Origin of the sequence: Pseudomonas sp. C9 (genome assembly GCF_002000165.1) — a bacterium.
GTDB lineage: Bacteria > Pseudomonadota > Gammaproteobacteria > Pseudomonadales > Pseudomonadaceae > Aquipseudomonas.
The window spans coordinates 3,587,930-3,600,378 of sequence record NZ_MPAK01000001.1 but is presented as its reverse complement, the minus strand read 5'-3'; the positions used below and the strand labels follow the sequence as shown (position 1 = coordinate 3,600,378).

The 12,449-nt window shown below is 60.0% G+C and carries 13 protein-coding genes; 6 read left to right on the top strand and 7 right to left on the bottom strand.

Going from position 1 to position 12,449, the window contains the following annotated elements; translation table 11 throughout:
* Entirely contained in the window at positions 1-903 is a 903-nt protein-coding gene (locus BMS17_RS16830) for a TIGR01777 family oxidoreductase (protein WP_077431270.1), read from the bottom strand.
* Between the two features lie 196 nt (positions 904-1,099).
* Between BMS17_RS16830 and BMS17_RS16825 the strand changes: the two genes are divergently transcribed.
* From BMS17_RS16825 to BMS17_RS16800, 6 genes are all read left to right on the top strand, one after another.
* The gene (locus BMS17_RS16825; protein ID WP_046030179.1) at positions 1,100-2,086 is read left to right on the top strand and encodes an NAD(P)/FAD-dependent oxidoreductase; all 987 of its coding nucleotides are present in this window, start codon (positions 1,100-1,102) and stop codon (positions 2,084-2,086) included.
* A 169-nt stretch (positions 2,087-2,255) separates the two neighbouring features.
* On the top strand, positions 2,256-3,218 hold the full coding sequence (locus BMS17_RS16820; RefSeq protein ID WP_077431269.1) for a DUF523 and DUF1722 domain-containing protein: 963 nt from the start codon (positions 2,256-2,258) through the stop codon (positions 3,216-3,218).
* Positions 3,218-4,159 carry a MerR family transcriptional regulator gene (locus tag BMS17_RS16815; protein WP_077431268.1) on the top strand — a complete coding sequence of 314 codons (942 nt, stop codon included), beginning with the start codon at positions 3,218-3,220 and terminating at the stop codon, positions 4,157-4,159. The genes BMS17_RS16820 and BMS17_RS16815 overlap by 1 nt, the downstream gene beginning before the upstream one ends.
* A 20-nt stretch (positions 4,160-4,179) precedes the next feature.
* On the top strand, positions 4,180-5,625 hold the full coding sequence (gene phrB / locus BMS17_RS16810; protein ID WP_139348141.1) for a deoxyribodipyrimidine photo-lyase: 1,446 nt from the start codon (positions 4,180-4,182) through the stop codon (positions 5,623-5,625).
* 105 nt (positions 5,626-5,730) lie between these two features.
* Entirely contained in the window at positions 5,731-6,513 is a 783-nt protein-coding gene (locus BMS17_RS16805) for an SDR family oxidoreductase (protein ID WP_046030163.1), read from the top strand.
* 118 nt (positions 6,514-6,631) lie between these two features.
* Complete coding sequence (locus tag BMS17_RS16800; protein ID WP_046030160.1) at positions 6,632-6,937, top strand: YkgJ family cysteine cluster protein; 306 nt, start codon at positions 6,632-6,634, stop codon at positions 6,935-6,937.
* A 70-nt stretch (positions 6,938-7,007) separates the two neighbouring features.
* On the opposite strand, the gene BMS17_RS16795 is transcribed toward BMS17_RS16800, so the two are convergent.
* The 6 genes from BMS17_RS16795 to hemA all read right to left on the bottom strand — a co-directional run bounded on the left by BMS17_RS16795 (position 7,008) and on the right by hemA (position 12,371).
* Positions 7,008-7,526 carry an acyloxyacyl hydrolase gene (locus BMS17_RS16795; RefSeq protein ID WP_046030158.1) on the bottom strand — a complete coding sequence of 173 codons (519 nt, stop codon included), beginning with the start codon at positions 7,524-7,526 and terminating at the stop codon, positions 7,008-7,010.
* Between the two features lie 112 nt (positions 7,527-7,638).
* A complete protein-coding gene (gene murI / locus BMS17_RS16790; RefSeq protein WP_046030156.1) occupies positions 7,639-8,430 on the bottom strand; it encodes a glutamate racemase in 792 nt (263 codons plus the stop codon).
* Positions 8,423-9,178 carry a molybdopterin-synthase adenylyltransferase MoeB gene (locus BMS17_RS16785; protein ID WP_046030153.1) on the bottom strand — a complete coding sequence of 252 codons (756 nt, stop codon included), beginning with the start codon at positions 9,176-9,178 and terminating at the stop codon, positions 8,423-8,425. Before BMS17_RS16785 ends, murI begins: the two co-directional genes overlap by 8 nt.
* A complete protein-coding gene (gene prmC / locus BMS17_RS16780; RefSeq protein ID WP_046030150.1) occupies positions 9,172-10,002 on the bottom strand; it encodes a peptide chain release factor N(5)-glutamine methyltransferase in 831 nt (276 codons plus the stop codon). The genes BMS17_RS16785 and prmC overlap by 7 nt, the downstream gene beginning before the upstream one ends.
* Entirely contained in the window at positions 10,003-11,085 is a 1,083-nt protein-coding gene (prfA, locus tag BMS17_RS16775; protein WP_046030148.1) for a peptide chain release factor 1, read from the bottom strand.
* Positions 11,082-12,371 (bottom strand): glutamyl-tRNA reductase, encoded by a 1,290-nt coding sequence (gene hemA / locus BMS17_RS16770; RefSeq protein ID WP_046030145.1) that lies wholly within the window; start codon positions 12,369-12,371, stop codon positions 11,082-11,084. The genes prfA and hemA overlap by 4 nt, the downstream gene beginning before the upstream one ends.
* Between the last annotated feature and the right edge of the window lie 78 nt (positions 12,372-12,449).

The following is a 12,449-nucleotide window of genomic DNA, read 5'->3' as shown; positions in this document are numbered from 1 at the left end:
TCAGAGGCGGCTGGACAGATCGTCCAGGGCCGCGCGCAAATCGGTGAACTGGAAAGTGAAGCCCGCGTCCAGCACGCGTACCGGGAGCGCCTTCTGGCCACCCAGCAATAACAGCGACAACTCGCCGAGCGTCACTTTCAACGCCAGGGCGGGCATCGGCATGAACGAGGGGCGGCGCAGCACGCTGCCCAGCGTCTTGGCAAACTCGCGATTGCGCACCGGTTTGGGCGCGCACGCATTATAAGGACCGCTGGCGTCTTTCTGATGCAGAAGAAAATCAATCAGGGCGATTTGATCGTTGATATGAATCCACGGCATCCACTGCCGACCATTGCCGATAGGCCCGCCCAGCCCCAGTTTGAACGGCAGCAACAGCCGCGACAAAAAGCCGCCCTCCGCGGACAGCACAAGGCCAGTGCGGATCAGTACCACGCGAAGTCCCAAGGCTTCAGCACGCTGAGCGGTCTCCTCCCAAGCGATGCACAACTGGCTGGCGAAATCATCGATGACGGGGGGCGAGACCTCGGTCAGCTCACGCTCCCCGCCATCGCCATACCAGCCCACCGCCGAACCGGAAATCAACAGCGAGGGTTTTTGCTCGCGTTTTTCGAGCCAGGCCAGCAGCGTTTCCGTCAGGGTGATGCGACTACTCCAGAGCAACGCCTTGCGTTTGTGCGTCCAGGGGCGGTCGGCGATCGGTGCACCTGCCAGGTTGATAATGGCGTCCAGCGGCGCCGGGTCGAGGTCCTCCAGCCGGGCAATACCGCGCACTTGAGCGCCGCATATTTTCGCGACCTTTTCAGGCTTGCGACTCCAGACTGTCAGGCGATGTCCCTGACTCAACCAGTGCCGGCAGAGCTGACGTCCTATCAAACCAGTACCGCCGGTCAGCAATATGTGCATGACTTCTTCCTCGCGTGGCGTTTAACCCTGATCACTAGTCTATTTTTATAAGCAGGGATCTTTGGTATCGGGCAGGTTCTGTGTTTAACAATAGGCCAAGCTGTCAGATCGAGAACGCTAAAAGTTATACCAAAAAACAATATTGTACAGGTTTGAACCACGGCGTAGTCTGTACAGAGAGGTAAACGAGGCCCCTATGACTGTACCCATCGCAATCATCGGCACCGGCATCGCCGGGCTTTCAGCCGCTCAGGCCCTGACCGACGCAGGGCATGTCGTTCAACTTTTCGATAAAAGCCGCGGCAGTGGCGGACGCATGTCGAGCAAGCGCAGCGATGCGGGTGCTCTGGACATGGGCGCGCAATATTTCACTGCCCGCGACCGCCGCTTCGTGACCGAAGTCCAGCGCTGGCAAACCCAGGGCTGGGTCGCCGAATGGACGCCGCAGCTCTACACCTACCAAGGCGGCCAACTCAACCTGTCGCCGGACGAACAGACCCGCTGGGTCGGCACGCCACGCATGAGCGCCATCACCCGAGGCCTGCTCGGCGATCTGGAAGTGCAGTTTGCCTGCCGGATCACCGAGGTCTATCGAGGCGAAGAACACTGGCATTTGCAGGACGCCGAAGGCTTCACTCACGGCCCGTTCAGTCATGTGGTGATCGCCACGCCGGCCCCTCAGGCCACCGCGCTGCTGGCCGCAGCATCGAAGCTCGCCGGGGCCGCCGCCGGGGTAAAAATGGACCCGACCTGGGCCGTCGCCCTGGCCTTCGAAACGCCACTGGATACGCCCATTGAAGGCTGTTTTGTGCAGGACAGCCCACTCGACTGGCTGGCGCGCAACCGCAGTAAACCAGGACGCGACAACACCATGGACACCTGGGTGCTGCACGCAACCAGCGCCTGGAGCCGGCAACATATCGACTTGTCCAAGGAAGCGGTGATCGAGCAACTGCACGGGGCATTCGCCGAGCTGTTGCACGACTCCATGCCCGCCCCGAGCTTCAGCCTCGCCCATCGCTGGCTCTACGCTCGCCCTGCCAACAGCCACGAATGGGGCGTGTTGGCGGATGCCGACCTGGGCCTGTACGTGTGTGGCGACTGGTGCCTGTCCGGTCGTGTCGAAGGTGCCTGGCTCAGCGGCCAGGAAGCGGCTCGCCGCCTGCTGGAACACTTGCAGTGAACCGCATCACCCTGCGTCAATTGCTGCTGTCGACATGGACAGCAGCCCTTCCTCGCTATCACGCTTAAAAACTTATACAGAAAAATTGACTTGTACATCTTTGGATCTATGATGAAGAAATGTTGTACAGAGACGTCCCTCCGTACAGTTTCGGATTCGAGGTGCTTCGATGCACGACCAGCCAGCGACTCGACCGAAAATCGCCATTAGCGCCTGCTTGATGGGGGCCGAGGTTCGCTACAACGGAGGGCACAAGCAATCGAGCTTGTGCAGCCACACCCTCACGGACTATTTCGATTTCATCGCCGTGTGCCCGGAAGTCGCTATCGGCCTGGGTATTCCTCGCGAACCGATCCGCCTGGTGGGTGACCCTGAAGACCCCCAAGCGGTCGGCACCGTTAACCCACAACTCAATGTCACCCGGCCACTGATTGAATTCGGTGAGCAAATGGCCGCCGAACTGAACGATATCTGCGGCTACATCTTCATGCACAAATCTCCCTCCTGCGGCCTGGAACGCGTAAAGGTCTATCACGCCAACGGTGCGTCGCTGCAAGGAAGTGGTCGCGGCCTCTATGCCCAGGCTTTCTGTGCACGGCACCCAGACTTGCCGGTAGAGGAAGACGGGCGCCTCAACGACCCGGTATTGCGCGAAAACTTCCTCACCCGCGTGTTTGCCTACAGCAACTGGCAGCAATTGCTGCAAAAAGGCCTGACCCGCCACGGCCTCATCGAATTTCACTCACGCTATAAATACTTGCTGATGGCCCATCACCCGGTGCAATACAAGACCTTGGGCAATTTGCTCGGCAACATGGGCCTGACCAGCGTCGAGGAGCTCGGCCCGCGCTACTTCAGCGAACTGATGGGCGCCTTGAAAAAATGCGCCACACGCCGCACCCACACCAACGTCCTGCAACACATCAGCGGCTACCTCAAGCGAGTCATCAGCCCCGAGGACAAACAGGAAATGCAACAAGTCATCGGCCAGTACCGACACGGCATCGTGCCGCTGGTCGTGCCCCTGACCCTGCTCAAGCACCATTTCCGCCAGCATCCGGTTCCCTACATTGCACAGCAGATTTACCTGCAACCGCATCCGGAAAACCTCAGCCTGCGAAACGCAATTTGATGAAAACCCCACTCGATACCAGCGCCAGCGAAGACCTGGGCGATAACTTCAACAAAGCCCTGGACGAAGGCTGGCTGCCGATCCGTGAAGTCGCGCGCCAGACCGGCGTCAACGCCGTGACCCTGCGCGCCTGGGAACGGCGTTATGGCCTGATCGTTCCGCAACGCACCCCCAAGGGCCATCGGCTGTTCAGTGCCGAACACGTCCAGCGCATCCTGATGATCCTCACCTGGCTCAACCGTGGCGTGGCTGTCAGCCAGGTCAAGCAACTGCTGGACACGCCGCAAGCGTTTACCGAAACCGTCGAAAATGATTGGCAAGTACTGCGCCGCACACTGCTGCAAGCCGTGTTGCAGTTGAACGAACGCGCCCTCGATGAAACCGTCAATCAAGCCATGGCGCTGTATCCACCGCGAACCTTGTGCGAACACTTGTTGATCCCGTTACTGGCCGAACTGGAACAGCGTTGGCAGGGACAGTTTGGCGCGCAGATGGAGCGGGTGTTTTTTTATTCCTGGTTGCGCAGCAAGTTCGGCGCACGCATCTACCATAACAACCGTCAGTTACGCGCCGCGCCGCTGCTGTTGATCAATCAATCGGATTTGCCACTGGAACCTCACCTATGGCTCACCGCCTGGCTGATCAGCAGCGCCGATTGTCCGGTAGAGGTGTTCGACTGGCCCCTGCCCGCCGGTGAACTCGCGATGGCGGTCGACCACCTGCAAGCCCGCGGCGTACTGCTGTATTCCAGCAAAGCCATAAATCTTTCGCAGCTGCCGAAACTATTGAACGGTATCAGATGCCCAAAAATGATTGTCGGACCTACGGTATGCATTCACCACGCCGAGCTGTCCGCAAGAACCACGGAAATCGCTGATTTGTCCCTCGCTGAAGGCCCGTTATCGGCGCATCAGTACCTGGTTCAGCGTGGACTCCTTTAATGAAGCGTGCGGACACCAACATGCATTTGATCTGGTTGCGCAACGATTTGCGCGTACACGACAACACCGCCCTCTCGGCCGCCGCAGCCAGCGGCCCGACGGTGGCGGTGTATCTGTTGAGCCCGCAGCAGTGGCTGGAACACGACGATGCACCGTGCAAAGTGGATTTCTGGCTGCGCAACCTGAGCGAACTGAGTCGCGCGCTGGGCGAGCTGAACATTCCCTTGCTGATCCGCCAGGCATCGCACTGGGATGACGCACCAACGGTGCTGCTCGACCTGTGCCAGCAGTTGAAGGTCGACGCCCTGCACGTCAACGAGGACTACGGCGTCAATGAAAGCCGTCGTGATGCAGCAGTGGCCGAAACGCTGAACGCCAAGGGCATTCAGTTCCACCGTTACCTCGATCAACTGCTATTCAAGCCAGGCTCCGTGTTGACCAAGAGCGGCACCTACTTCCAGGTCTTCAGCCAGTTCCGCAAGGTGTGCTACGACCGGCTGCGGGTTTCATTACCGGGGCTGGTCGCAACACCCGCCCCCCAGTTGCCGCTGACGGTAAGCAGCGACTTGATCCCGGCAACCATCGAGGGGTTCGAAACGCCAAGCGACGGCCTGCGCCAATACTGGCCCGCCGGTGAAGCCCAAGCCCGGCGTCGACTCGATGCCTTCGCCGACGCCCGGATCGACGACTACAAAAACGAGCGGGATTTCCCGGCCAAACCCGGAACCAGCCAGCTCTCGGCCTATCTCGCCGCCGGGGTTATTTCCCCCCGCCAATGCCTGCACGCCGCCCTGCAAGCCAATCAAGGCGAATTCGAAAGCGGTAAGATCGGTGCCGTCACCTGGATCAACGAGCTGCTATGGCGCGAGTTCTACAAACATGTTTTGGTGGGTTACCCACGGGTCTCGCGCCATCGCGCCTTTCGACCGGAAACCGAAGCCCTCGCCTGGCGCAACGCCCCACAAGAACTGCTGGCCTGGCAAGAAGCCCGCACCGGTGTGCCTATCATCGATGCGGCCATGCGCCAATTGCTGGATACCGGCTGGATGCACAACCGGCTGCGCATGGTCGTGGCGATGTTCCTGACCAAGAATTTGCTGATCGACTGGCGTGAAGGCGAGCGCTTTTTCATGCGGCATTTGATCGACGGTGATCTGGCGGCAAACAACGGTGGCTGGCAGTGGAGCTCGTCCACCGGCACAGATTCGGCGCCCTACTTCCGGATTTTCAATCCATTGAGCCAGTCACAGAAATTCGACGCTGACGGTGCGTTCATCAAGCACTGGCTGCCAGAACTGGCCGGACTCAACCAAAAAGATGTGCATAACCCGGCCAACCTGGGTGGCCTGTTCGGTGTGGCGGATTATCCGTCGCCCATCGTCAACCTGAGTACCTCCCGCCAACGAGCGCTGGCCGCGTTCAAGAACCTGCCCGCGCGACTCGATGCCGGAGGTTGCCATGAGTGATGGACTGAGGCGTTTTGCCGCACCGTTTGCCAAGGCGAACAAAGATAGTCTGCTGTACTTACCCGTATTGGGACCGGCGATTGCCTGGCCGAAAAGGAAAATGGGATGAGTTTTACACCTCCACGGCGATACTGGTTAACCGGCGCCAGCAGCGGTATTGGCGCCTCGCTGGCCGAACAAATACTGAAAACCGGCGCTCATCTGGCCGTCAGTTCACGCTCGGTGCCAGCACTGAAAGTCTTGTCCCTGCGCTATCCCGGACAGGTGATGGTGGTGCCCGGTGACCTGACCAACAGTCAGCGGGTGCGCGAAATCGGCGAGCAAATCGTCCAGGACTGGGGTTCGCTGGACACCGTGATTCTCAACGCAGGCACCTGCGAGTACGTCGACATTCAGCAATTCGACTCTTCGATTGTCGAACATGTGGTGCGCACCAATTTGCTCGCCTGTGCCTACTGCATCCAGGTCGCGATACCTCTGTTGCGCAAAGGCACCGCGCCGCACCTGGTGGGCATCGCGAGCCCGGCGACGTACTTGCCGCTGCCACGTGCCGAGGCCTATGGTGCATCAAAAGCCGGACTGCGTTACCAGTTCGAATCGCTGCGCATGGACCTGGCGCCGGACGGTATCGAAGTCACGGTGGTCAGCCCTGGGTTTGTCGCTCCCCCGCAGCCCGCAAATAATGACGCCCCGAAATCGTTCAGTTGGCCGGTAAGTAAAGCCGCCCGGCACATCTTCGCCAAACTCAAGAACCGGCCAGCGGAGATCGTTTTTCCGGGTCTGTTCATGGCGGCGCTTTGGCCCCTGTCGACATCGCCGAGCGAGGTGAAACTGGCCATCGGCAAACGCATGGTGCGCAGCCCTGCGCCGATCCAGGATCGACCATGAACATCGCCGTCATCGACGACGGTTTCCCCACTTCATAGCCCGAGGATGGGTAGACACACAACCAAGCGTCCGTCAGGGCTTTCACACAGCAGCGCCCCACTGCCTTACACTGCGTGCCATGAAAACCATTCCCCATACGCAAATCGCCGAGCCGGTCGTTACGTGCTCGACCTGTGCGGCTTGCTGCTGTCAGCTCGAAGTGATGTTGATCACCGACACGGGCGTACCCGAACGCTTTATCGATACCGATGATTGGGGTGGGGAAGTCATGCTGCGCCTGGACGACGGCTGGTGCGCCGCGCTGGATCGCAACAGCATGATGTGCACCATCTACGAAAAGCGCCCGCTGATCTGCCGGGAATTCGAGATGGGCGCACCGGAGTGCATCGACGAACGCCAAGGGATTACTACGGCGTATCGCTAGATCTGACGCCATCGCGGGCAAGCCACGTCCCCACATTTGGGAGCATGGCTTGCCCGCGATGCTGTTGACGTTACAACGGCAAGGTGTAGTGCAGCGAGTAGCTTTCTACGCCATCGTTGTGACTGCTCAAACCGGCATTGGAATAGTGCGTCGCGCGAACCCCGACTTCATGTCCGCCGGTAAAGCGCAGGCCAAACCCGAGACGGTCTTCAAACTGGAAGGCCGAGCCAAGATTGTTGTCTTCAACTCTTATATGAGAGAACACCGCTACACCGATCCCCGCCTCGACGTAGGGTTTAACGGACTGACCGGCAAACTCGTAAACAAATACGGGCGAGAACGACAGGCTGTTGTTGCTGGAGAGCTTGTCACCTTCCCAATAGGTATAGGCACCACTCCAGTAACCGGTCACACGACCGACGTCACTTTGTAACCAGCTCTGGTCCCAATCGAATTGCATGCCCAGTCGATAAGTCATGGTTGAATCGCTGGTCTGACCGACCCCGAACTCCACACCTGCTGCCTGTGCAGTAAAACTTTGCCCCATTAAAGCGGCCGCAATCGCGGCCAAACAGAATAGTCGCTTCACTAGAAACATCCTTTTCCGAACAATTTCGTATGGTTTTTTTGTTGCTCAACGCTATAGAAGTCGACGTTTGATCAGAAGTTCATCCCAATGGCTCGCTCGCCCCGCTATGTGGTTACCCGTCGAAGCTTCTCACAACACCGGGCGTATTCCACAGTATCGGCAAGATATTTCTGAAATGAACCGGATCGGCACTCGTCCAGAACTCAGCAGCACGAACGGGCCCCTCGGCGAGCAAGTCACGCTCGGCCAACAGCCGCTGAAGTTGCCGTGCGACAGCAGCCCCCGTGTCGATCAGGCTGATGTCATCCGGGATCATCTGTTTGAGCAAAGGCTTCAGAAACGGATAATGCGTACACCCCAGAATCAAGGTGTCGCACCCGGCGCCGAGCAGCGGTTCGACATACCTGGCCAGTAGCTGACGCAGGGCTGAACTGTGCAGATCGCCATTCTCAATCAGTTCGACCAGCCCGGGACAGGGCTGAGTGATGACGCGCACATCGGTGGCGAAACGGTCGAGCAATGCGGCGAACTTGGCACTCTGCAAAGTGCCGGTGGTGGCGAGCACGCCGACCACACCGCTGCGGGTCGCGGCAGCGGCAGGTTTGACGGCCGGTTCCATGCCGACAATTGGCCATTGCGGGTAATCGCGTCGCAAGTCCGCAACACCCGCAACGGTCGCGGTATTGCACGCCAGCACCAGGGCTTTGGCACCCTGCTGCTGGAAAAAATCGGCCATAACGCTGCAACGCTGGCGGATGAACTCTGGCGTTTTCTCACCGTAGGGTACATTCCCGCAGTCGGCCACGTACAGCAGTGACTCGTTGGGCAGCAAACGCTGGATTTCGGCCAGCACCGAGAGCCCACCGACGCCGGAGTCGAACACGCCGATCGGCGCTTCACGCATGTGTGGAACCGCAGACACTGCACCCCGGATCACGCTTGACGCGCAATTCGCGAAAGCGTGAGCCTAGCGCATCAATCAACAGCAGGCGTCCCACCAGCGGCTCGCCGAAACCGACCAGCAGTTTCAGCGCTTCCAGTGCCTGAAGGCTGCCCACCAACCCTACCAGCGGCCCGACGACGCCGGCCTCGCTGCACGTCAGCTCGGCTTCACTGCCATGCCCGTATAAACAGTGGTAGCACGGACTCTCCGGGCGGCGCGGATCGAACACCGACAATTGCCCTTCAAGGCGAATCGCCGCGCCACTGACCAGCGGTTTAGCGGCGTTGACGCAAGCGGCGTTGACCGCTTCGCGGGTGGAGAAATTGTCGGAACAATCGAGCACCAGATCCACCGCAGCCACGGCGGCGGCCAGGGAGTCTTCGTCCAGGGCGGTGCGATGGGCGATCAGTTTGATCTCGGGATTGATCGCGCTCAGGCGTTTGATCGCCGAATCGACCTTGCTCAGGCCGACGCTGTCGGTGTCGTGAACAATCTGGCGTTGCAGATTGGTCAAGTCGACCGTATCGAAGTCAGCGAGGTGCAGCTCACCCACGCCAGCAGCGGCGAGGTAAAGCGCAACCGGCGAGCCCAGACCGCCGAGGCCGACGATCAACACGCGGCTTTCTTTCAAGCGCAACTGGCCGTCGATGTCGACGTGTTGCAGCAGAATCTGCCGACTGTAGCGCAACAATTCCTGATCATTCAGCACGGCAGGCGCCCCAGGCTGATTCGTTCGTGTCCACCCAAATCCGTACGGCTGTGGACGTCTTCAAAGCCACGGCTCAGCAGCAAATCGCGTACGGCATTGGCTTGATCGTAGCCGTGTTCGAGCATCAGCCAGCCACCCGCGTCCAGATAATCCGGCGCCTGGGCGACGATCAAACGCAGATCGTCGAGCCCGTCGACACCGGCCACCAGGGCACTGGCCGGCTCAAAGCGCACATCGCCTTCCACCAGATGCGGATCGGAGCTAGGGATGTAAGGCGGGTTGCTGATGATCAGTTGAAAACGCTGACCGTCCAGGGCGCTGAACCAATGGCTGCTCAGCACCGTGGCGTTGTTGAGGTGCAGACGCTGGCGATTGCGCTCGGCCAGGGCCACCGCTTCAAGCACGCGATCCACTGCCGTCACTTTCCAGGCCGGACGCTCGCTGGCCAGGGCCAGGGCAATGGCGCCGCTGCCGGTACCGAGGTCGAGGACCTTGGCCGGAGTGGCCGGCAACAGCTCAAGCGCGGCCTCCACCAGCAATTCAGTGTCCGGACGCGGGATCAGCGTGTGCGGCGCCACTTCCAGATCCAGCTTCCAGAACCCTTGCTGCCCCAGAATGTAAGCCACCGGCTCACCGCCACGGCGACGTTGCAAGTAACTGGCAAACGTCAGCGCCGCTTCACTGGGAACGATGCGTTCTGGCCAGGTGTGCAAAAAACTGCGGGGTTTGCCCAGGGCGGCAGCCAGCAGCAATTCGGCATCCAGGCGCGCGGTGGGCGAGTCGGGCAAATCTGCGGCGCGTAACAAACTGGCAATGATCGTCATTTACTCACCTATCGCCGCCAATTGATCGGCCTGGTACTCGGCCAGCAATGGCTCGATGACCGCCTCGACCCCGCCAGCGAGGATTTCGTCGAGCGAATACAGCGTCAGGTTGACCCGGTGGTCGGTGACCCGGCCCTGGGCAAAGTTGTACGTGCGAATCCGCTCCGAACGATCACCGGAACCCACCAGCAATTTACGTTCACTGGCGATGGCATTGGCGGCGGCGCTGGTCTGCTGATCGTTCAGCTTGGCCGACAGCCAGGACATCGCCCGGGCGCGGTTTTTGTGCTGGGAACGTTCTTCCTGGCATTCCACGACAATTCCGGACGGCAAGTGCGTGATGCGGATCGCCGAGTCGGTCTTGTTGACGTGCTGACCACCGGCCCCGGAAGAGCGGTAGGTATCGACCCGCAGGTCCGCGGGGTTGATCTCGATCGCTTCCTGTTCGTCCGGCTCGGGCAACACCGCCACGGTGCAGGCCGAGGTGTGGATGCGTCCTTGGGATTCAGTGGCCGGAACCCGCTGCACGCGGTGTGCGCCGGATTCGAACTTGAGCTTGCCGTAGACGTTGTCACCTTCGACCCGGGCGATGACTTCTTTATAGCCGCCATGCTCGCCGATGTTCTCGGAGAGGATTTCCACCCGCCAGCCGCGACGCTCGGCATACCGCGAATACATGCGGAACAGGTCGCCGGAGAAAATCGCCGCCTCGTCGCCACCGGTGCCGGCACGGATTTCGAGGAACACGTTGCGCCCGTCGTTCGGGTCCTTGGGCAGCAGCATGCGTTGCAGGCTGGCTTCGAGCTCGATCAATTGCTCCTTGGCTTCGCGGACTTCCTCCACGGCCATTTCACGCATGTCCGGGTCGCTGTCCTTGAGCAGTGCCTGGGCGCCTTCGAGGTCGCCTTGCACTTTGAGCAACTGTTGATAGGCGCCGACAATTGGCTCGACTTCCGCGTATTCCTTGGAATAGGTGCGGAATTTGTTCTGATCGGAAATGACTTCGCCATCACCAAGCAAGGCGGTCAATTCCTCGAAACGGTCCTGGAGGATGTCCAGCTTATTGAGCAGTGACGCTTTCATTGCGGTTTTTTATCCGAAAAGCTATCCGATGAGCCCTCACCGAGGGCAAAGAGTTCCTGGGCCATGGCCAGCGCATCGAGGCGGCCTTCGGCAGAGAGCTTTTTCAATTGCACGCTGGGCGCGTGCAAGAGTTTATTGGTCAGGCCGCGCGCCAGTTGCACCAGCACGTCTTCGGCGCTGCTGCCATTGGCCAGCAGGCGCTGGGCCTTCAGTAATTCCTCGTCGCGCATGCGCTCGCTTTGCTGACGATAGGCCTTGAGAACATCCACCGCCGCCAGTTCGCGCAGGCGGACCATGAAATCTTCGGCGCCGACCGAGACCATCTCTTCCGCCGCTTGCGCTGCTCCCTGACGGCTCTTGAGGTTCTCGGCGACCACTTCATGAAGATCGTCGACGCTGTACAGGTAAACGTCGTCCAGTTCGCCGACTTCCGGCTCGATATCGCGCGGGACGGCGATGTCCACCATAAAGATCGGTTTGTGCTTGCGCAGCTTCAGCGCGCTTTCCACCGCGCCTTTGCCGAGGATCGGCAACTGGCTGGCGGTGGAACTGATCACGATGTCGCTGCGCACCAGTTCTGCCGGAATGTCCGAAAGCAGCACGGCGTGGGCACCGAACTGCTCGGCCAGAATACTCGCGCGCTCCAGGGTTCGGTTGGCGACCACGATGCGCTTCACACCCAGCTCGTGCAGATGACGGGCCACCAGGGTGATGGTCTCGCCAGCGCCGATCAGCAATGCCTGGCTGCGTTGCAAGTCACTGAAAATCTGTTTCGCCAGGCTGACCGCGGCAAACGCCACGGACACCGGGTTCTCGCCGATGGCGGTGTCAGTGCGCACTTGTTTGGCCGCGTTGAACGTGGCCTGAAACAACCGGCCAAGCAACGGGCCAATGGTCCCGGCCTCGCGGGCGACGGCATAGGCCGATTTCATCTGGCCGAGAATCTGCGGTTCGCCCAACACCAGCGAATCGAGCCCGGAGGCGACCCGCATCATGTGACGAACTGCCGCATCATCTTCATGCACATAAGCGCTCGCGCGCAGCTCGTCGAGGCTCAAATGGTGATAGTCGGCCAGCCAGCGCAACACAACGTCGGCCGAAAGGTGATCCTGTTCTATATAAAGTTCACTGCGATTGCAGGTGGAGAGGATCGCAGCTTCGCGGCTGTCGGTGAGGCGGCAGAGCTGCTGCAAGGCCTCCACCAGCTGCTCAGGGGTAAAGGCCACGCGCTCGCGGACGTCTACAGAAGCAGTCTTGTGGTTGATACCGAGTGCAAGGAAGGCCATTCAAGGTCGCTGATGGTGACGTGAAGCCGGCAATTGTCCTACTTCGTCACAGCCAGAACAACTACCGCTGACTATTGT

Excerpts from the sequence above, each read along its gene's own strand:
- BMS17_RS16800 (WP_046030160.1), top strand. The coding sequence starts at position 6,632 with ATGAAAACCATTCCCCATACGCAAATCGCCGAGCCGGTCGTTACGTGC.
- murI (WP_046030156.1), bottom strand. The coding sequence starts at position 8,430 with ATGCGTGAAGCGCCGATCGGCGTGTTCGACTCCGGCGTCGGTGGGCTC.
- BMS17_RS16805 (WP_046030163.1), top strand. The coding sequence starts at position 5,731 with ATGAGTTTTACACCTCCACGGCGATACTGGTTAACCGGCGCCAGCAGC.
- BMS17_RS16815 (WP_077431268.1), top strand. The coding sequence starts at position 3,218 with ATGAAAACCCCACTCGATACCAGCGCCAGCGAAGACCTGGGCGATAAC.
- phrB (WP_139348141.1), top strand. The coding sequence starts at position 4,180 with ATGCATTTGATCTGGTTGCGCAACGATTTGCGCGTACACGACAACACC.
- BMS17_RS16830 (WP_077431270.1), bottom strand. The coding sequence starts at position 903 with ATGCACATATTGCTGACCGGCGGTACTGGTTTGATAGGACGTCAGCTC.
- prmC (WP_046030150.1), bottom strand. The coding sequence starts at position 10,002 with ATGACGATCATTGCCAGTTTGTTACGCGCCGCAGATTTGCCCGACTCG.
- BMS17_RS16820 (WP_077431269.1), top strand. The coding sequence starts at position 2,256 with ATGCACGACCAGCCAGCGACTCGACCGAAAATCGCCATTAGCGCCTGC.
- BMS17_RS16825 (WP_046030179.1), top strand. The coding sequence starts at position 1,100 with ATGACTGTACCCATCGCAATCATCGGCACCGGCATCGCCGGGCTTTCA.
- hemA (WP_046030145.1), bottom strand. The coding sequence starts at position 12,371 with ATGGCCTTCCTTGCACTCGGTATCAACCACAAGACTGCTTCTGTAGAC.
- prfA (WP_046030148.1), bottom strand. The coding sequence starts at position 11,085 with ATGAAAGCGTCACTGCTCAATAAGCTGGACATCCTCCAGGACCGTTTC.